Annotated in this window: 16 protein-coding genes and 2 pseudogenes; 9 read left to right on the plus strand and 9 right to left on the minus strand. The window is 73.2% G+C overall.

Annotated features, from left to right (window positions below; genetic code table 11):
• From E4P40_RS18600 to E4P40_RS18640, 9 genes and pseudogenes are all read right to left on the minus strand, one after another.
• Window positions 1-252 (minus strand): annotated as a pseudogene (locus E4P40_RS18600) (2-oxoglutarate ferredoxin oxidoreductase subunit alpha); the annotation flags it as partial.
• On the minus strand, window positions 249-1,091 hold the full coding sequence (locus E4P40_RS18605; protein WP_135160000.1) for an SDR family NAD(P)-dependent oxidoreductase: 843 nt from the start codon (window positions 1,089-1,091) through the stop codon (window positions 249-251). The gene E4P40_RS18605 and the pseudogene E4P40_RS18600, both read right to left, overlap by 4 nt.
• The gene (locus tag E4P40_RS18610; RefSeq protein ID WP_135160001.1) at window positions 1,088-2,092 is read right to left on the minus strand and encodes an LLM class flavin-dependent oxidoreductase; all 1,005 of its coding nucleotides are present in this window, start codon (window positions 2,090-2,092) and stop codon (window positions 1,088-1,090) included. The genes E4P40_RS18605 and E4P40_RS18610 overlap by 4 nt, the downstream gene beginning before the upstream one ends.
• Before the next feature lie 14 nt (window positions 2,093-2,106).
• Complete coding sequence (locus E4P40_RS18615) at window positions 2,107-2,415, minus strand: DUF4387 family protein (protein ID WP_135160002.1); 309 nt, start codon at window positions 2,413-2,415, stop codon at window positions 2,107-2,109.
• A complete protein-coding gene (locus tag E4P40_RS18620; protein ID WP_135160003.1) occupies window positions 2,402-3,814 on the minus strand; it encodes an acyclic terpene utilization AtuA family protein in 1,413 nt (470 codons plus the stop codon). The genes E4P40_RS18615 and E4P40_RS18620 overlap by 14 nt, the downstream gene beginning before the upstream one ends.
• On the minus strand, window positions 3,811-5,328 hold the full coding sequence (locus E4P40_RS18625; protein ID WP_167762295.1) for an AMP-binding protein: 1,518 nt from the start codon (window positions 5,326-5,328) through the stop codon (window positions 3,811-3,813). Before E4P40_RS18625 ends, E4P40_RS18620 begins: the two co-directional genes overlap by 4 nt.
• Window positions 5,329-5,332: 4 nt before the next feature.
• Window positions 5,333-6,601, minus strand: coding sequence for a cytochrome P450 (locus E4P40_RS18630; protein WP_135160005.1), 1,269 nt, complete (start codon window positions 6,599-6,601; stop codon window positions 5,333-5,335).
• A 69-nt stretch (window positions 6,602-6,670) separates the two neighbouring features.
• On the minus strand, window positions 6,671-8,338 hold the full coding sequence (locus E4P40_RS18635; protein WP_135160006.1) for an FAD-dependent oxidoreductase: 1,668 nt from the start codon (window positions 8,336-8,338) through the stop codon (window positions 6,671-6,673).
• Window positions 8,339-8,348: 10 nt separating this feature from the next.
• Window positions 8,349-9,803 (minus strand): MFS transporter, encoded by a 1,455-nt coding sequence (locus tag E4P40_RS18640; protein WP_135160007.1) that lies wholly within the window; start codon window positions 9,801-9,803, stop codon window positions 8,349-8,351.
• A 45-nt stretch (window positions 9,804-9,848) separates the two neighbouring features.
• Here E4P40_RS18640 and E4P40_RS18645 point away from each other — a divergent pair, with 45 nt between their 5' ends.
• The 9 genes and pseudogenes from E4P40_RS18645 to E4P40_RS18685 all read left to right on the plus strand — a co-directional run.
• On the plus strand, window positions 9,849-11,159 hold the full coding sequence (locus tag E4P40_RS18645) for an MFS transporter (RefSeq protein ID WP_245160429.1): 1,311 nt from the start codon (window positions 9,849-9,851) through the stop codon (window positions 11,157-11,159).
• A gap of 10 nt (window positions 11,160-11,169) precedes the next feature.
• Entirely contained in the window at window positions 11,170-12,837 is a 1,668-nt protein-coding gene (locus E4P40_RS18650) for an FAD-dependent oxidoreductase (protein ID WP_135160006.1), read from the plus strand.
• Window positions 12,838-12,906: 69 nt separating this feature from the next.
• A complete protein-coding gene (locus E4P40_RS18655; protein WP_135160005.1) occupies window positions 12,907-14,175 on the plus strand; it encodes a cytochrome P450 in 1,269 nt (422 codons plus the stop codon).
• Window positions 14,176-14,179: 4 nt separating this feature from the next.
• A complete protein-coding gene (locus E4P40_RS18660; RefSeq protein ID WP_167762295.1) occupies window positions 14,180-15,697 on the plus strand; it encodes an AMP-binding protein in 1,518 nt (505 codons plus the stop codon).
• Complete coding sequence (locus E4P40_RS18665; protein ID WP_135160003.1) at window positions 15,694-17,106, plus strand: acyclic terpene utilization AtuA family protein; 1,413 nt, start codon at window positions 15,694-15,696, stop codon at window positions 17,104-17,106. The genes E4P40_RS18660 and E4P40_RS18665 overlap by 4 nt, the downstream gene beginning before the upstream one ends.
• Window positions 17,093-17,401 (plus strand): DUF4387 family protein, encoded by a 309-nt coding sequence (locus E4P40_RS18670; protein WP_135160002.1) that lies wholly within the window; start codon window positions 17,093-17,095, stop codon window positions 17,399-17,401. Before E4P40_RS18665 ends, E4P40_RS18670 begins: the two co-directional genes overlap by 14 nt.
• Window positions 17,402-17,415: 14 nt before the next feature.
• Entirely contained in the window at window positions 17,416-18,420 is a 1,005-nt protein-coding gene (locus tag E4P40_RS18675) for an LLM class flavin-dependent oxidoreductase (protein ID WP_135160001.1), read from the plus strand.
• Window positions 18,417-19,259, plus strand: coding sequence for an SDR family NAD(P)-dependent oxidoreductase (locus E4P40_RS18680; RefSeq protein WP_135160000.1), 843 nt, complete (start codon window positions 18,417-18,419; stop codon window positions 19,257-19,259). The genes E4P40_RS18675 and E4P40_RS18680 overlap by 4 nt, the downstream gene beginning before the upstream one ends.
• A pseudogene (locus tag E4P40_RS18685) lies at window positions 19,256-19,507 on the plus strand (2-oxoglutarate ferredoxin oxidoreductase subunit alpha); the annotation flags it as partial. The gene E4P40_RS18680 and the pseudogene E4P40_RS18685, both read left to right, overlap by 4 nt.

Consider the following 19,507-nt stretch of genomic DNA (forward strand, 5'->3'; position numbering starts at 1 on the left):
CATGATGTCGTGGTCGGCGAAGTGCAGCTGGAAGGAGCTGACACCCGGCAGCGTCCCCGTCGGCGCGCGGATCTCGGCGGGGAAGTTGGGCAGCGTCGAGAGGTCGTTGCCGAAGGACGCCGTCTCGCTGGTGAACCGGTTGCCGGTCAGCTGCATGCCGTCGCCGGAGTCACCTGCCAGGCGGATGACCACCCGGTCGAGGGTGACGACGCTCTTGGTCAGCGGGCTCGGCGGGTTCACGGTGCTGGTCATGCGGTGCCTCCGGGGACGGCGATCGGCAACTGGGCGAGCAGGTGCTCGGCGCGGGCGCGGGCGAGGGGCAGGACGTCGGCATGGGTGAGGACGTACTCCCGCCCCGTCTCCACCGCGTCCAGGACCTGGGCGGCGACGTCCTCGGCGGGCACGCGGGTCAGGGTCAGCCAGGACTTCGCGCCGGGCGCGAGGCTCTCGGCGGGCTCCGTGGCGGGGAGATCGGCCGGTCGGTTGCGGCCCGCGTCGTGGATGCGGCTGGGCACTGGCCCCGGGCACAGCACGGTGACGCCCATGGCCGGCGCCGCCTCGGCGAGCTCCAACCGCAGGGTCTCCGAGAGCCCGACGACGGCGTGCTTGGTCGCGGAGTACGCGCCGTTGCCGCCGCCGGGGATCGTCGTCAGCCCGGCCATGGACGAGGTGTTGACGACGTGCCCGCGGCCGGCCGCGACCATGGCCGGGACGAAGGCCCGCAGCCCGTTGGCGACACCGTGCAGGTTCACGTCGACGATCCACTGCCAGTCCGCGTACGACTGCTCCCAGACCGGCGCCCGGGGAACGATCACGCCCGCGTTGTTGCAGAGGACGTCGACCCGGCCGAACTCCGCCTGCACCTTCGCCGCGAGGCTCTCGAGGTCCTCGGGACGGCGGACGTCCACGCGAGCGCCGAGTGCGGAGGCGCCCGTGGCGGTCAGCTCCTCGACGGCCGCGTCGAGTGGGCCCTGCTCGACGTCGGCCAGGACGACCGCGAGCCCCCGACCAGCGAAGGCGTCGACCAGCGCCCGGCCGATGCCGCTGGCCGCACCGGTGACGACGGCGACCTGTCCCTGCTCCAGCTTCACGACCGCAGCTCCGGGAGGACCGTGGTGCCGAACTCCTCCAGCTGGGCCATCGCCTCGCGGTGCGGCAGGCCCGGCCAGTGCGGCTTGTAGACGAAGTGGGTCATCCCGAGCTCGTCGCGCAGCCCGGCCAGCTCGGCGGCGCAGTCGGCGGCGGTGCCGAGGATGAACTGCTCCTCGATGTTGGCCCGCAGCTCGTCGCCGTCCCCGACGGGGGTGTTCTCGCCGGAGAGCCCCCACTTCTTGTACGTCTCGTAGCGGGCGCGGTACCGGTCCAGCGCCGCCGCCATCCCGGCCTCCCGCGACGGGGCGAGGAGCAGCTCCCGCCGGAGCGGGAAGTCGCCGTCCGTGGAGAGCCCCAGCTCCTGGCGGGTGTCCACGAACAGCCGGCGCAGCTGCGCCAGCTCGGAGTGCGAGGGGAACGGCGGGGCGTACCAGGCGTCGCCCATCCGCGCCGCACGCTTGACCGCGCCCGCGGCCTGGCCGCCGACCCAGACCGGCAGACCGCCCTCCTGCAGCGGACGCACCGACGGCTGGGCGCCGTGCACGCTGTGGAAGCGGCCGGTGAAGTCGACCTTCTCCCCGCTCCACAGTGCCTTGACCAGCTCGAGGGACTCCTCGAACCGGGCGACGCGGGTGCCGGGCTCGACGCCGAACGCGTCGAACTCGTGACCGCTGTAGCCCAGGCCCACACCGAAGATCGCCCGCCCGTCGGTGAGCACGTCGAGGGTGGCCATCTGCTCGGCGATGTCGACCGGGTTGACCATGGACAGCAGCACGATGCCGGTCGCGGTCTGCATCGTCGGCGCGACCTGGCCCATGTGGGTCAGCCACGGCACCGGCTGGAAGTAGCGCAGCTCCGACCCCAGGAAGTGCTGGCCGCAGACCATGAGGTCGAAGCCCAGCTCCTCGGCGGTGCGCACCAGCTCCTCGTGCTGCTGACGTTGCACGCGGGCGTCGACGGTCGCGTCGTAGACGGAGGTGAGCAGGATCCCGAACTTCATGACTCTTCCGATCTTCAGACCAGCTCGGCGGCGGCGAGGGGGGTGTGCAGGTGCGCGCCGAACAGGTCGGTGCAGAACGGGTCGCTGCTGGAGGACCACCGCTGCAGCGACACCTTCGCCGCCTGGATGCGGTCGTCCCACCAGACGCCCTTGACCGTGCGCTCGTCCACGCCGTACGCGGCGGCCACCCCGGCCGGCGTCAGCAGGGCCGCGGACCGGGCCAGCCGGTAGCTGTCCTCGTCGGCGAAGAACAGGTCGATGGTGACCGCGAAGGGCCCGGCGTTCTTGCTGCGGATGATGGCGGCGGCGTCATACAAGCGCATCGGCCCGCTCCTCCCGGTCGGCGGCGCGGGGAAAGGTCTCGACCGACAGCGCGAACGGCTCGAGCGGATCGGCCAGCGGCAGCAGGTGGTAGATCGAGAAGGTGAAGACCTCCGACACCGGGACGACGACCGGCATGATCGGCGCCGCCGCGTTGCCCGCCGTCGTCTTCCGGCCGGGGTAGGGCCCGATGAACAGCCGGATGAAGGCGTAGTAGGCGGCCTCCTTGGCCAGCTCCTCGGTGTCGGCGACGACGTCGACGAGCACGCCGGCCTCGTGCCCGGTCACCGTCGTGTTCGGCTCCAGCGACCCGAGGACGGCGTCCAGGCCGAAGATCCGGGTCGCGACCTTCAGCCGGCCCTCGGCGAACGCGTCGGCGAACCGCGGCGCGGCGGCGACCTGCGCCTCCGCGGCGTCCGCCCAGGTGCGCGCCTGCGCGAGCAGCGCGGGCTCCCGGACGCCGAGCAGCGAGACGGCGCGGTAGCCCTCGCGCCGCGCGCCCTCCATGAGCACCGTGTACGGCGCCTCGTGCCAGACCGCGCCCTCGCACCGGACGCCCAGCTCGGTCTCGGAGTACGTCGCCTCCCCGAGGTCCAGGGTGCCGCCGGGGTTCTCCTCGAGGGTGGGGTGGGCGCGCTCGTAGAACGTGTGCGAGACCAGCGAGCGGACGCTGGCGCGGGCGTGCGCCGACGGCGAGCGCACCTCGAAGCCGGTGGCGTCGACCGCGGCCCAGATCGCGCGGCCGGAGTCGCCCGGGGACAGGCCCAGCCCACCGCACTCGAGCAGCTTCCCGGCGTGCGCGGCCACCGCGGTGGGAATGCCCCGCAGCATCGGCAGGGCCATGAACAGGCCGATGTCCAACGCCCGGCCGGTGACCACGCCGTCGACCCCGCGGGCGAGCAGGTCCATGACCGGCTCGGGGCCGATCAGCGCGACGATCCGCTCGGCGTCGGCGACGTCGGCGAGGGTGAGGTCCGTGTGCCCGGCGCCGTCGGACGCGGGGACGACCGGCGGCCCGTCGGCCACGGCGGCCGCGAGGTAGTCCTTGCCGATCTCGGAGCGGACGACGCCCAGGCGGGGCTGCCAGCCGTTGCGGGCGCACAGCTCGTCGAAGGCGCGCAGGCAGGTCTCGAGGTGCACGTCGCCGCCGGCGATGCCGAACGAGAAGACGAACGGGATGCCGTGCTCGAGCGCGGCCCGGACGTAGGGCTCGACGTTGGCCGCCTGGTTGGCCGACACCTGGTCGCCCGAGCCCAGCCAGTACGGGCCCCAGTCGCTGCCGGTGCCCTGGGCGACGATCACGTCGACGCCCCAGTCCAGCGCCTGGGCGATCTCGTCCTCGATGTCGGCCGCCGGGGCGATGTGGTTGACGAATCCGAGGATGCGGACCTGCTCCGTCATGCCGGTCTCCCTTCCAGCGCGCCGTCCCGGAGGACCCGGCGCAGCACCTTGCCCGCGGCGTTGCGCGGCAGCTCGTCGACGATCCGGACCGTGCGCGGCCGCTTGTAGCCGGCGAGCAGCCCGTCGGTGAACGCGATCAGGTCGTCGGGCGAGACGCTCCCGCGCGGGACGACGGCGGCCGCGACCACCTCGCCCCAACGCTCGTCGGGCAGGCCGAACACCGCGACGTCGGCGACGGCGGGGTTCGTGCGCAGCACCGTCTCCACTTCGGCCGGGTAGACGTTCTCCCCACCGGAGATGATCAGGTCCTTCACGCGGTCGGTGAGGAACAGGTAGCCGTCGTCGTCCAGGTGCCCGCCGTCGCCGGTGCGCAGCCAGCCGTCGGGGGTGAGCAGCTCGGCGGTCTCCGCGGGCAGCCCGAAGTAGCCGGGCGAGTTCTGGGCCGATCGCGTCCACACCTCGCCGAAGGTGTTCGCCGGCAGCCGCTCCCCCGTGCCGGGGTCGCGGATCTCCACCTCGATCCACGGATACGGCCGGCCTGCCGAGCGGTGCAGCGGCGAGTCGGCGGGCAGGTCCTGACCGGGGACGAACTCGGTCAGGGAGCCGGTGGTCTCCGAGAGCCCGTACACCTGGTGCAGCACCGGCCCGAAGAGCCGCAGTGCGGCCTTCTGCGTCTGCGCACTGATCGGCGAGGCCCCGTAGAGGACGGTGCGCAGCGCGGGGAACGTCGTCCCCTCGGGTGCCTCCTCGCAGAGCCGGGCGATCATCGCCGGCACGAGGAACGTGTGCGTCACAGCGTCGTCGGTCAGGTGGCCGAGCAGCGTCTCGGGGGCCGCGTCCCCCGCGAGGACCGTCGTCGCGCCGGCGTGCAGGCCGGCCAGGCCCCAGCTGAGCGCGCCGACGTGGAACAACGGCGTGGCGAGCAGGCTGACGCTCTCGGGTGCGAGCCCCCAGCGCGGAGTCACGCCCGGCACCTTCGTCGCCAGATTGCCGTCGGTGAGCAGCACGCCCTTGGGCCGGCCGCTGGTGCCCGACGTGTACACCTGCAGCACGACGTCGTCCGGCGAGGACGGGACCGCCGGCGCTCCTGCAGGGGCGTCGGCGAGCCAGGCCTCGTACCGGCTCCCGAGGGTCAGGACCTCGACCCCGCTGTCGACCACCGCCCACATCAGGTGCGCGAGCGACGGGTCGGCGACCACCAGCCGGGCACCGGCGTCCGCAGCCACGGCCGCCAGCTCCCCGGGAGCCAGCCGCCAGTTCACCGGCACGGTCACCAGGCCCGCACGGGCGCAGCCGATGAGCACCTCGAAGGTCTCGATCGCGTTCGGCGCCAGTAGCAGCACGCGGTCACCGGGCCGGAGGCCGGCGGCCCGGGAGGCGGCGGCGAACCGGCTCGCCGCGTCGTCCAGGTCGGCGAACGTGACCGCGCGGCCGCGGTGGACGAACGCCGGCCGGCGCCGGTGCCCGGCGGGCACCGACGGCTGGTCGGCGAGGCGGTACGGCGCGTCGGTCATCGGGTCAGGCCGGCGGGCCGAGGTCGGTCGGGAGCGCCTGGATCGCCCGCAGCATCGCGCTGCCGGCGTAGGCCGGCTGGTCGTCGAGCAGCCGCGCCTCGGGGAACCGGCGCAGCAGGGTGGAGAAGACGACATCGCCCTCCAGGCGGGCCAGCGCGGCGCCGAGGCAGTGGTGCGCGCCGAAGGCGAGCGACAGGTGCTCGCGCTTGTTCGCCCGGGTGACGTCGAGCCGGTCGGGGTCGTCGAACTTGCGCTCGTCCCGGTTGGCCGCGCCCATGACGATGATCGCGGTCTGACCGGCCTTGAGCGTCGTCCCGTGCAGCTCGAAGTCCTGGTCGACCACCCGCGGCAGGTAGTGGTGCGGCGAGTCGTAGCGCATCAGCTCGTCCATCGCACCGGCGACCAGGTCGGGGTTGTCGCGCAGCAGGTCCCACTGGTCGCGGTGCCGCTGGAGGTCGAGGAAGCCGTTGCCGAGCAGGTTGGTGGTGGTCTCGCTGCCGCCGAAGAGGATGAGCAGGTACGTGGCGACCAGCTCGTCCTCGGTCATCACCTCCTCCTCGCGGGAGTCGAGCATCAGCTTCGCGAGCTCGGGACCCTCGCCGGTGCGGCGCACCTTCTGCACCGTCTCGCCGACGTAGTCGCGGAACGCGTCGATCGCCTCGTCGGCCTCGCGGAGCGATTTCTCGTCGAGGGAGAACAGCCGGCCGACCGCCTCCGACCACTCCCAGATCAGCTCGCGGTCGCTCTGCGGGACGCCGATCAGGTCGACGATGACCCGCACCGGCAGCTTGTTGGCCAGGTGCAGCTTGATGTCGGGCTGCGGCTGGCCCTGCATCTCCTCGATCAGGTCGTCGACGTGCCGCTGCACCGACTCGCGCAGCAGCTCCATCCGGCGCGCCGTGAACGCGCGGGCCGCGATCCGCCGCAGCCGCTGGTGCTCGTCGCCCTCCTTGCGGGAGAGGAAATGGCTCTCGAAGTCCAGCACCTTGAAGAACACCTCGTGCTGCTCGGCCGGCAGCCGGCTGATCGTGCCCTCGGCCAGCTCCCCCCAGCGGTAGGCGTTCTGCTTGATCGGGTACTTCCCGGCCATCACGTCCTTGACGTCGGCGTACCGGGTGATCAGCGTGGCCGGGCCGCCGTGCCAGCGCACCACCCCGCTGCCCTGCCGCCAGCGGTCGTACATCGGGTACGGCCAGGCGATCGTCTCGGGGTCCGCGCTGAAGAACGCGGTGATCTCCTCGTCCCGCACCGACGTGTCAGCGGCGACGCTCATCGGACCCGCCCTTCAGAGCTGTGATCGGAACAATAGTATTCATGTTCATAGATGCTCGCGGAGGCGCTGTCAATCCACCGGACTTCCCGAGAGCTCGCTGCTGACCAGATAGGCCAGCGTGAGACCCCGCCCGAGCGCGATGCCGCTGTTGTAGCCGGTGCCCACGGTCGTCAGCGCCGCGCACGAACCGACGGCGTAGAGCCCCGCGACGCGCTGTTCCTCCTCGTCGAGGACCCGCCCGTCGCCGTCGATCCGCACCCCGCTCGTGCCGATCGCGGTGCCCACGAACCGCAGCCGCAGCCCGTGGAACGGCGCCTGCTCCACCGGCCCGAGGACGGCGTTCGGCTCGTTGGCCGGATCGCCCGCGAAGCGGCGCACGAACTCCTTGGTGCCGCGACCGAAGTCGGGGTCGATGCCCTTGCGCGCGTTCTCGCTGAAGTCCGCTGCGGTGGCGGCGAGCTGGTCGCCGTCGATACCCAGCGCCTCCCCCAGCTCCTGCAGAGTGGGCGCCGAGGTGACCAGTCCGGCCGGGTACTCCCCGCCCGGCGGGGTGCCCCCGAGGCCGTACTTCGCGTGGTGCTGCTCGTCGAGGACGAGGAAGAACGGCAGGTGCCGGTCGTCGGGGTCCATGGTCTTCTCCACGATGTCGACCCAGAACGAGTCGTCGCAGTACCGGCGGCCGGTGCGGTCGACGATCATGCTGTGCGGCATCGCGTAGTCGGGCCCGTAGGCGTAGCCGACGCCGGTCTCGGTCGGCCACCCCGGCAGCATCGGGATCGCCGTGGCGGGCAGCTGCGCGATGGCGCCGCCGACGCTGCGGGCGAGCCGGATGCCGTCACCCCGGATGGTGCGCGGCGCGACGCTGCCGAAGTCGTCCGGACCCAGGCCCACCAGCTCCTGCACCAGCTCGGGGTCCCAGTCGTAGGTGCTGGTCGCGAGCACCACCGGCCCCCGCGCCTCCACCGGGCCGGTCGGGCTCTCGGCGCGCACCCCCACCACGGCGCCTTCCTCGTCGGTGAGCAGCTCGGTCACGCGGTGCTCGAGGTGCAGGCGGATGCCCGGCTCGCGGAGCACCCGGGCCAGGAAGCTGGCGACGACCCCGGTGCCGAACGTCAGCCGGTCCGGCACCGCGGCCTCGCCGCCCGGTCGGGTCGGCAGCCCGAAGGCCTGGACACCGGCCTGCTCGCCGGCGAAGTCCTCGTCGACGTTCGTCAGCCGCCGGCCCTTGACGAACATCTCCGCGTAGGTCGTGCCGACGGGGAAGTAGGGGCTCACCCGGAGCTTGTCCCGCCACTCCCCCAGGACGTCCGCGTCGATCGGCTCGTTGGTCAGGTAGCGGCCCTCGTGGAAGGCCCCGTCGGCCTCGTCGTGATAGTCGGCGAGGCCCGGGATGACGGCCCAGCGGATGGCGCCGACGTCCTCCCAGTAGCGGACGGCGTCCGGCGACACCTCCAGCCATCGGCGCAGCGCCTGCTCGTCCAGCACTTCCGGGTGGGAGTGGGCGATGGCCCGGACGTACCGCTCGGCGAGCTCGAGGGTGTCGCCCTCGATGCCCTGGCGCACCGCGACGTGGTTGGCGCCGCACCAGACCTGGCCGCCGGAGTAGGCCGCGGCGCCGCCCAGCAGCTCGCCGGCCTCGAACACGGTCACGTCCGTGCCGCGCACGGCCAGTCCCAGCGCCGTGGCGAGGCCCGACAGGCCCGCGCCGACGACGATCACGCCGTCCTGCTCGCTCATCCCAGCTCCTTCACGAATCCACGAACAGGGGGTCCTGCTCGCCGCGTTCTCGATGTCCCGGCGGTTGCGCGGAGGGGACCAGCACCCAGCCGGCCACCGCGGACAGCAGCCCGACCGACCCGACGGCGAGCACCGCGACCACGTAGCCGGACTCGGCGGGCTGACCGCCGACCGGCGTGTGCGCGGCCAGCACGGCGGCGACGCCCGCGGCGCCGACACTGCCGCCCAGCAGCCGCAGGACCTGGTTGACGCCGGTCGCGCTGGCGGTGCGCTCGGCCGGGGTGCGGGCGACGATCAGGACCGGCATCACCGAGTAGGCGATGCCGATGCCGACCCCCATCAGCGCCATCGTCAGGACGACGTGCCAGGTGCGGTCGTGCATCAGGGCGAAGGTGCCGAAGGCCACCGCGGAGACGGCCGACCCGAGCGGCAGCACCACCCGCTCCCCCACCCGGCGGGCGATCGCCCGGGCCAGCGGTGGCGAGAACAGCGTGGCCACCGCCATCGGCGTCATGAGCAGGCCGGTGACGAAGACGGAGTAGCCGAAACCGACGCCGTCCCCGGGTGGCCGCTGGACCAGGAGGATGACGGCGGCTGCCCCGCCGAAGACGCAGACCCCGAGCAGGGTGGCGGCCAGGTTGACGCCGAGCACCCCGCGCGAGCAGGCCAGCCGCAGGTCGATCAGCGGTGCCGGTGTCCGCAGCGAGCGCAGCACCCACAGCGCCAGCAGGACCACCCCGGCCGACGCGGAGGTCAGCGCCGTCGGCGACGTCCAGCCCCAGGCGTCGCCGCGGGCGACGGCGAGCAGCGTCCCTGCCAGCCCGGCGCCGAGCAGTGCGGCCCCGAGCAGGTCGATCCGGACGCGGCGCGTGCCGGGACCGGCCGGGGGCACCCGCCGGAGGACCCAGACGGCGCCGCCCGTGGAGACGAGGAACGCGACGACGAAGGCGAGCCGGTAGTCGACCAGCAGGACGCAGAGCCCCATCACGGGGTTCCCCAGCCCGACGCCGACCGCGATGCTGGTCGACAGCACGCCCAGGGTCCGGTCGAGGACTGACCCGGACAACCACTCCCGCGCGATGCTGACGGTGAGCGGGACCATCGCGTAGCCGAGCCCCTGCAGGGCGCGCCCGGTGAGCAGGCCGGCGAAGGTCGGGACGACGGCGCCGATGAGCGAGCCCAGCGCGACGATCGCCAGGGCGGCGACGAGCGCCTGCCGTCGCAGCCGGCCGTCGGCGATCCGGGAGACCACCGGGGTGGCGACGACCGCGACGAGCAGGGTGATGATCAGCGTCCACTGCGCCGCCGCCAGGGACACGTCCCGCTCGACGGAGACCTCGACGATGATCGGGTTGCCGAGCCCCGCCACCACCGAGCCGGTGAGCGCGGCGAAGGACAGGCAGGCGATCAGTCCCCGGCCCCCGACGGGAGTCGTGGTGGGGGCCGCCGCCTGCCGGGTGCTCACGGCAGCTCCTCGCCGGCGCTCGTCGCGGCCGTGATCAGGGCTGCCGTGTTCCCGCGTGACCTCGCAAGCTCGGTCACGCCAGTTCGAAGAGCGTGGCGTTCGCCATCCCGCCGCCCTCGCACATCGTCTGCAACCCGTAGCGCAGCCCGATCATCGTCGAGGTCTCCGTCGGCGATCGTCGCGCTGGGCTCGCTCATCGGCGCCGTCGTCCCGACCTTCGCCGGCCTGCTCACCGGGCGCGCCCTGCAGGGGCTCGGCTACGCGATGGTCCCGCTCACCGTCAGCATCGCGCGGGAGTGGTTGTCCGGGTCAGTCCTCGACCGGACCCTGGGCGTGCTGTCGACCAGCATCGCGGTCGGCGTCGGGCTGGGGAACCCCGTGATGGGGCTCTGCGTCCTGCTGGTCGACTACCGGCTCGCCTTCGTCGTCGCGTTCCTCGTCTCCACGGGCGGCGCCGTCTGGGTCCTCCGGCGGGTGCCCCCGGCCGGTCCCGGCACGCGCCGCGTCCGGATCGACCTGCTCGGGGCCGCACTGCTCGGCGCCGGGCTGGCAGGGACGCTGCTCGCCGTCGCCCGCGGCGACGCCTGGGGCTGGACGTCGCCGACGGCGCTGACCTCCGCGTCGGCCGGGGTGGTCCTGCTGGCGCTGTGGGTGCTGCGCTCGCTGCGGACACCGGCACCGCTGATCGACCTGCGGCTGGCCTGCTCGCGCGGGGTGCTCGGCGTCAACCTGGCCGCCACCCTGCTCGGGGTCTGCGTCTTCGGCGGGGCAGCCGCCGTCATCCTCCTGGTCCAGCGGCCACCCGGGGACGGCGTCGGTTTCGGCTACTCCGTCTTCGTCACCGGCCTGCTCATGACGCCGATGGCGGTGGCCACGCTGTTCTCGCCACCGCTGGCCCGGGCGATCGCCCGCCGGGTGGGGGAGCGGGTGGTGCTGCCGCTCGGGTCGGCCGTCTCCGCGGTGGCCTTCGGCACCTTCGCCCTGATGCACGACCGCACCTGGCACGTCGTCCTGACGATGGCGCTGATGGGGGTCGGCATCGGCATCGCCTACTCGGTGATGCCGGTCCTGATCGTCGCCCGCACCCCGGCCGAGCGCACCGCCAGCGCGACCGGCGTCAACCAGGTCCTGCGGCTGCTGGGCGGCAGTGTCGGCGCCGCGGGCGTCGCCGCCGTGCTGGCCGCGCACACGCCGGTCGGCGGTCAGCCCGCCGAGTCCGGCTACGTGGTCGCGGTGCTCGCCGTCGGGTCGGTCGGGCTGCTGTCCGCGGTGGCCGGCTGGGTGCTGGTCCCCTCCGCGCAACCGCCGGGACATCGAGAACGCGGCGAGCAGGACCCCCTGTTCGTGGATTCGTGAAGGAGCTGGGATGAGCGAGCAGGACGGCGTGATCGTCGTCGGCGCGGGCCTGTCGGGCCTCGCCACGGCGCTGGGACTGGCCGTGCGCGGCACGGACGTGACCGTGTTCGAGGCCGGCGAGCTGCTGGGCGGCGCCGCGGCCTACTCCGGCGGCCAGGTCTGGTGCGGCGCCAACCACGTCGCGGTGCGCCAGGGCATCGAGGGCGACACCCTCGAGCTCGCCGAGCGGTACGTCCGGGCCATCGCCCACTCCCACCCGGAAGTGCTGGACGAGCAGGCGCTGCGCCGATGGCTGGAGGTGTCGCCGGACGCCGTCCGCTACTGGGAGGACGTCGGCGCCATCCGCTGGGCCGTCATCCCGGGCCTCGCCGACTATCACGACGAGGCCGACGGGGCCTTCCACGAGGGCCGCTACCTGACCAACGAGCCGATCGACGCGGACGTCCTGGGGGAGTGGCGGGACAAGCTCCGGGTGAGCCCCTACTTCCCCGTCGGCACGACCTACGCGGAGATGTTCGTCAAGGGCCGGCGGCTGACGAACGTCGACGAGGACTTCGCCGGCGAGCAGGCCGGTGTCCAGGCCTTCGGGCTGCCGACCCGACCGGGCGGCGAGGCCGCGGTGCCGGACCGGCTGACGTTCGGCACCGGGGTCGTCGCCAGCTTCCTGGCCCGGGTGCTCCGCGAGCCGGGCATCCGCCTGCACCTCGAGCACCGCGTGACCGAGCTGCTCACCGACGAGGAAGGCGCCGTGGTGGGGGTGCGCGCCGAGAGCCCGACCGGCCCGGTGGAGGCGCGGGGGCCGGTGGTGCTCGCGACCAGCACCTACGACTGGGACCCCGAGCTGGTGCAGGAGCTGGTGGGCCTGGGTCCGGACGACTTCGGCAGCGTCGCGCCGCGCACCATCCGGGGTGACGGCATCCGGCTCGCCCGCAGCGTCGGCGGCGCCATCGCGCAGCTGCCCGCCACGGCGATCCCGATGCTGCCGGGGTGGCCGACCGAGACCGGCGTCGGCTACGCCTACGGGCCCGACTACGCGATGCCGCACAGCATGATCGTCGACCGCACCGGCCGCCGGTACTGCGACGACTCGTTCTGGGTCGACATCGTGGAGAAGACCATGGACCCCGACGACCGGCACCTGCCGTTCTTCCTCGTCCTCGACGAGCAGCACCACGCGAAGTACGGCCTCGGGGGCACCCCGCCGGGCGGGGAGTACCCGGCCGGACTGGTCACCTCGGCGCCCACTCTGCAGGAGCTGGGGGAGGCGCTGGGTATCGACGGCGACCAGCTCGCCGCCACCGCAGCGGACTTCAGCGAGAACGCGCGCAAGGGCATCGACCCCGACTTCGGTCGCGGCACCAAGGAGTTCGTGCGCCGCTTCGCGGGCGATCCGGCCAACGAGCCGAACGCCGTCCTCGGGCCGGTGGAGCAGGCGCCGTTCCACGGGCTGCGGCTGCGGTTCGTGGGCACCGCGATCGGCACGAGCGGGGTGCGGATCGACGGCGACGGGCGGGTCCTCGACGAGGAGGAACAGCGCGTCGCGGGGCTCTACGCCGTCGGTTCGTGCGCGGCGCTGACGACCGTGGGCACCGGCTACAACAGCGGCATCGCGCTCGGGCGGGGTCTCACGCTGGCCTATCTGGTCAGCAGCGAGCTCTCGGGAAGTCCGGTGGATTGACAGCGCCTCCGCGAGCATCTATGAACATGAATACTATTGTTCCGATCACAGCTCTGAAGGGCGGGTCCGATGAGCGTCGCCGCTGACACGTCGGTGCGGGACGAGGAGATCACCGCGTTCTTCAGCGCGGACCCCGAGACGATCGCCTGGCCGTACCCGATGTACGACCGCTGGCGGCAGGGCAGCGGGGTGGTGCGCTGGCACGGCGGCCCGGCCACGCTGATCACCCGGTACGCCGACGTCAAGGACGTGATGGCCGGGAAGTACCCGATCAAGCAGAACGCCTACCGCTGGGGGGAGCTGGCCGAGGGCACGATCAGCCGGCTGCCGGCCGAGCAGCACGAGGTGTTCTTCAAGGTGCTGGACTTCGAGAGCCATTTCCTCTCCCGCAAGGAGGGCGACGAGCACCAGCGGCTGCGGCGGATCGCGGCCCGCGCGTTCACGGCGCGCCGGATGGAGCTGCTGCGCGAGTCGGTGCAGCGGCACGTCGACGACCTGATCGAGGAGATGCAGGGCCAGCCGCAGCCCGACATCAAGCTGCACCTGGCCAACAAGCTGCCGGTGCGGGTCATCGTCGACCTGATCGGCGTCCCGCAGAGCGACCGCGAGCTGATCTGGGAGTGGTCGGAGGCGGTCGGCCGGCTGTTCTCCCTCGACGAGAAATCGCTCCGCGAGGCCGACGAGGCGATCGACGCGTTCCGCGACTACGTCGGCGAGACGGTGCAGAAGGTGCGCCGCACCGGCGAGGGTCCCGAGCTCGCGAAGCTGATGCTCGACTCCCGCGAGGAGGAGGTGATGACCGAGGACGAGCTGGTCGCCACGTACCTGCTCATCCTCTTCGGCGGCAGCGAGACCACCACCAACCTGCTCGGCAACGGCTTCCTCGACCTCCAGCGGCACCGCGACCAGTGGGACCTGCTGCGCGACAACCCCGACCTGGTCGCCGGTGCGATGGACGAGCTGATGCGCTACGACTCGCCGCACCACTACCTGCCGCGGGTGGTCGACCAGGACTTCGAGCTGCACGGGACGACGCTCAAGGCCGGTCAGACCGCGATCATCGTCATGGGCGCGGCCAACCGGGACGAGCGCAAGTTCGACGACCCCGACCGGCTCGACGTCACCCGGGCGAACAAGCGCGAGCACCTGTCGCTCGCCTTCGGCGCGCACCACTGCCTCGGCGCCGCGCTGGCCCGCCTGGAGGGCGATGTCGTCTTCTCCACCCTGCTGCGCCGGTTCCCCGAGGCGCGGCTGCTCGACGACCAGCCGGCCTACGCCGGCAGCGCGATGCTGCGGGCGATCCAGGCGCTCCCGACCGACCTCGGCCCGCCGGCCTGACCCGATGACCGACGCGCCGTACCGCCTCGCCGACCAGCCGTCGGTGCCCGCCGGGCACCGGCGCCGGCCGGCGTTCGTCCACCGCGGCCGCGCGGTCACGTTCGCCGACCTGGACGACGCGGCGAGCCGGTTCGCCGCCGCCTCCCGGGCCGCCGGCCTCCGGCCCGGTGACCGCGTGCTGCTACTGGCGCCGAACGCGATCGAGACCTTCGAGGTGCTCATCGGCTGCGCCCGTGCGGGCCTGGTGACCGTGCCGGTGAACTGGCGGCTGGCTCCCGGGGAGCTGGCGGCCGTGGCTGCGGACGCCGGTGCCCGGCTGGTGGTCGCCGACCCGTCGCTCGCGCACCTGATGTGGGCGGTGGTCGACAGCGGGGTCGAGGTCCTGACCCTCGGGAGCCGGTACGAGGCCTGGCTCGCCGACGCCCCTGCAGGAGCGCCGGCGGTCCCGTCCTCGCCGGACGACGTCGTGCTGCAGGTGTACACGTCGGGCACCAGCGGCCGGCCCAAGGGCGTGCTGCTCACCGACGGCAATCTGGCGACGAAGGTGCCGGGCGTGACTCCGCGCTGGGGGCTCGCACCCGAGAGCGTCAGCCTGCTCGCCACGCCGTTGTTCCACGTCGGCGCGCTCAGCTGGGGCCTGGCCGGCCTGCACGCCGGCGCGACGACGGTCCTCGCGGGGGACGCGGCCCCCGAGACGCTGCTCGGCCACCTGACCGACGACGCTGTGACGCACACGTTCCTCGTGCCGGCGATGATCGCCCGGCTCTGCGAGGAGGCACCCGAGGGGACGACGTTCCCCGCGCTGCGCACCGTCCTCTACGGGGCCTCGCCGATCAGTGCGCAGACGCAGAAGGCCGCACTGCGGCTCTTCGGGCCGGTGCTGCACCAGGTGTACGGGCTCTCGGAGACCACCGGCTCCCTGACCGAGTTCGTCCCCGGTCAGGACCTGCCCGCCGACTCGCCGCTGCACCGCTCGGCAGGCCGGCCGTATCCGTGGATCGAGGTGGAGATCCGCGACCCCGGCACGGGGGAGCGGCTGCCGGCGAACACCTTCGGCGAGGTGTGGACGCGATCGGCCCAGAACTCGCCCGGCTACTTCGGGCTGCCCGCGGAGACCGCCGAGCTGCTCACCCCCGACGGCTGGCTGCGCACCGGCGACGGCGGGCACCTGGACGACGACGGCTACCTGTTCCTCACCGACCGCGTGAAGGACCTGATCATCTCCGGTGGGGAGAACGTCTACCCGGCCGAAGTGGAGACGGTGCTGCGCACGAACCCCGCCGTCGCCGACGTCGCGGTGTTCGGCCTGCCCGACGAGCGTTGGGGCGAGGTGGTCGCGGCCGCCGTCGTCCCGCGCGGGAGCGTCTCGCCCGACGACCTGATCGCGTTCACCGACGGGCTGCTCGCCGGCTACAAGCGGCCGCGCACGGTCCGGATCGTCGACGAGCTGCCGCGCAACGCCGCGGGCAAGGTGCTGCGCCGGGTCCTCCGGGACGGCGCGCTGGAAGGGAGACCGGCATGACGGAGCAGGTCCGCATCCTCGGATTCGTCAACCACATCGCCCCGGCGGCCGACATCGAGGACGAGATCGCCCAGGCGCTGGACTGGGGCGTCGACGTGATCGTCGCCCAGGGCACCGGCAGCGACTGGGGCCCGTACTGGCTGGGCTCGGGCGACCAGGTGTCGGCCAACCAGGCGGCCAACGTCGAGCCCTACGTCCGGGCCGCGCTCGAGCACGGCATCCCGTTCGTCTTCTCGTTCGGCATCGCCGGCGGCGACGTGCACCTCGAGACCTGCCTGCGCGCCTTCGACGAGCTGTGCGCCCGCAACGGCTGGCAGCCCCGCCTGGGCGTCGTCCGCTCCGAGATCGGCAAGGACTACCTCGCGGCCGCCGTGGCCGACGGGCCGCCGGTCGTCCCCGCGTCCGACGGCGCCGGGCACACGGACCTCACCCTCGCCGACGTCGCCGACGCCGAGCGGATCGTCGCGCTGATCGGCCCCGAGCCGGTCATGGACCTGCTCGCCCGCGGGGTCGACGGCGTGGTCACCGGCCGGGCGTTGGACATCGGCCTGTTCATGGCCCTGCCGATGCTGCGGGGCATTCCCACCGCGGTGGCCGCGCACGCCGGGAAGCTGCTCGAGTGCGGTGGGCTGGGCCTGTCCCCGGGCGACTCCGGCCGCGCGATCTGGGCCGCGGTCGACGCCACCGGCTTCGAGGTGCGCTCGCCGTCGGCGCACGCCCGCGCCAGCGTCCGCTCGCTGGTCTCGCACACGTTCTACGAGCGCGCCCACCCCACCCTCGAGGAGAACCCCGGCGGCACCCTGGACCTCGGGGAGGCGACGTACTCCGAGACCGAGCTGGGCGTCCGGTGCGAGGGCGCGGTCTGGCACGAGGCGCCGTACACGGTGCTCATGGAGGGCGCGCGGCGCGAGGGCTACCGCGCCGTCTCGCTGCTCGGCGTCCGGGAGCCCGCGCTGCTCGCGCAGGCGCGCACCTGGGCGGACGCCGCGGAGGCGCAGGTCGCCGCCGCGCCGCGGTTCGCCGACGCGTTCGCCGAGGGCCGGCTGAAGGTCGCGACCCGGATCTTCGGCCTGGACGCCGTCCTCGGGTCGCTGGAGCCGAACACGACGGTGACCGGGCACGAGGCCGGCGTGCTCGTCGACGTCGTCGCCGACACCGAGGAGCTGGCCAAGGAGGCCGCCTACTACGCCTTCATCCGGCTGTTCATCGGGCCCTACCCCGGCCGGAAGACGACGGCGGGCAACGCGGCGGCGCCGATCATGCCGGTCGTCGTCCCGGTGTCGGAGGTCTTCACCTTCTCGATCTACCACCTGCTGCCGCTGGCCGATCCGCTCGAGCCGTTCGCGCTGTCGGTCGAGACCTTTCCCCGCGCCGCCGACCGGGAGGAGCGGGCCGATGCGCTTGTATGACGCCGCCGCCATCATCCGCAGCAAGAACGCCGGGCCCTTCGCGGTCACCATCGACCTGTTCTTCGCCGACGAGGACAGCTACCGGCTGGCCCGGTCCGCGGCCCTGCTGACGCCGGCCGGGGTGGCCGCCGCGTACGGCGTGGACGAGCGCACGGTCAAGGGCGTCTGGTGGGACGACCGCATCCAGGCGGCGAAGGTGTCGCTGCAGCGGTGGTCCTCCAGCAGCGACCCGTTCTGCACCGACCTGTTCGGCGCGCACCTGCACACCCCCCTCGCCGCCGCCGAGCTGGTCTGAAGATCGGAAGAGTCATGAAGTTCGGGATCCTGCTCACCTCCGTCTACGACGCGACCGTCGACGCCCGCGTGCAACGTCAGCAGCACGAGGAGCTGGTGCGCACCGCCGAGGAGCTGGGCTTCGACCTCATGGTCTGCGGCCAGCACTTCCTGGGGTCGGAGCTGCGCTACTTCCAGCCGGTGCCGTGGCTGACCCACATGGGCCAGGTCGCGCCGACGATGCAGACCGCGACCGGCATCGTGCTGCTGTCCATGGTCAACCCGGTCGACATCGCCGAGCAGATGGCCACCCTCGACGTGCTCACCGACGGGCGGGCGATCTTCGGTGTGGGCCTGGGCTACAGCGGTCACGAGTTCGACGCGTTCGGCGTCGAGCCCGGCACCCGCGTCGCCCGGTTCGAGGAGTCCCTCGAGCTGGTCAAGGCACTGTGGAGCGGGGAGAAGGTCGACTTCACCGGCCGCTTCCACAGCGTGCACGGCGCCCAGCCGTCGGTGCGTCCGCTGCAGGAGGGCGGTCTGCCGGTCTGGGTCGGCGGCCAGGCCGCGGGCGCGGTCAAGCGTGCGGCGCGGATGGGCGACGCCTGGTACGCCCCGCCGTTCCCCTCGCACTCCGAGCTGGCGCAGCTGCGCCGGCTGTTCGTGGACACCCGCCAGGAGCTGGGGCTCTCCACGGACGGCGACTTCCCGCTCCGGCGGGAGCTGCTCCTCGCCCCGTCGCGGGAGGCCGGGATGGCGGCGGCGCTGGACCGGTACCGCGCCCGCTACGAGACGTACAAGAAGTGGGGGCTCTCCGGCGAGAACACCCCCGTCGGGGACGGCGACGAGCTGCGGGCCAACATCGAGGAGCAGTTCATCCTCGGCACCGCCGCCGACTGCGCCGCCGAGCTGGCCGGGCTGCGCGACGAGCTCGGGATGACCCACTTCGTCTACAAGCCGCACTGGCCGGGCCTGCCGCACCGCGAGGCGATGGCCCAGCTGGAGGAGTTCGGCACCACGGTCCTCCCGGAGCTGCGGTCGTGAAGCTGGAGCAGGGACAGGTCGCCGTCGTCACCGGTGCGGCCAGCGGCATCGGCCGGGCGCTGGTCGACGCCTTCGCTGGTCGGGGGCTCGCGGTCGTCCTGGCCGACGTCGAGCAGGGCCCACTCGACGCGGCCGTCGAGGAGCTGACCGCCACGGGCGCCTCCGCACTCGGCGCTCGCGTGGACGTCCGCCGTCCCGAGGACCTCGAGAGCCTCGCGGCGAAGGTGCAGGCGGAGTTCGGCCGGGTCGACGTCCTCTGCAACAACGCGGGCGTGATCGTTCCCCGGGCGCCGGTCTGGGAGCAGTCGTACGCGGACTGGCAGTGGATCGTCGACGTGAACCTGCACGGTGTCGCCAACGGGCTGCGGGCCTTCGTCCCGGCCATGGTCGCGGCCGGCCGCGGGCACGTCGTCAACACCTCGTCCATGGCCGGGCTGACGACGATCCCCGGCGGCGGCAACGGCGCGTACTCCGCGACCAAGCACGCCGTCGTCGGGCTCTCGGAGACCCTGCGGTTGGAGCTCGCCGAGGCGGCGCCGGCCATGGGCGTCACCGTGCTGTGCCCGGGGCCAGTGCCCAGCCGCATCCACGACGCGGGCCGCAACCGACCGGCCGATCTCCCCGCCACGGAGCCCGCCGAGAGCCTCGCGCCCGGCGCGAAGTCCTGGCTGACCCTGACCCGCGTGCCCGCCGAGGACGTCGCCGCCCAGGTCCTGGACGCGGTGGAGACGGGGCGGGAGTACGTCCTCACCCATGCCGACGTCCTGCCCCTCGCCCGCGCCCGCGCCGAGCACCTGCTCGCCCAGTTGCCGATCGCCGTCCCCGGAGGCACCGCATGACCAGCACCGTGAACCCGCCGAGCCCGCTGACCAAGAGCGTCGTCACCCTCGACCGGGTGGTCATCCGCCTGGCAGGTGACTCCGGCGACGGCATGCAGCTGACCGGCAACCGGTTCACCAGCGAGACGGCGTCCTTCGGCAACGACCTCTCGACGCTGCCCAACTTCCCCGCCGAGATCCGCGCGCCGACGGGGACGCTGCCGGGTGTCAGCTCCTTCCAGCTGCACTTCGCCGACCACGACATCATG

Source organism: Blastococcus sp. CT_GayMR20 (assembly GCF_004570345.1).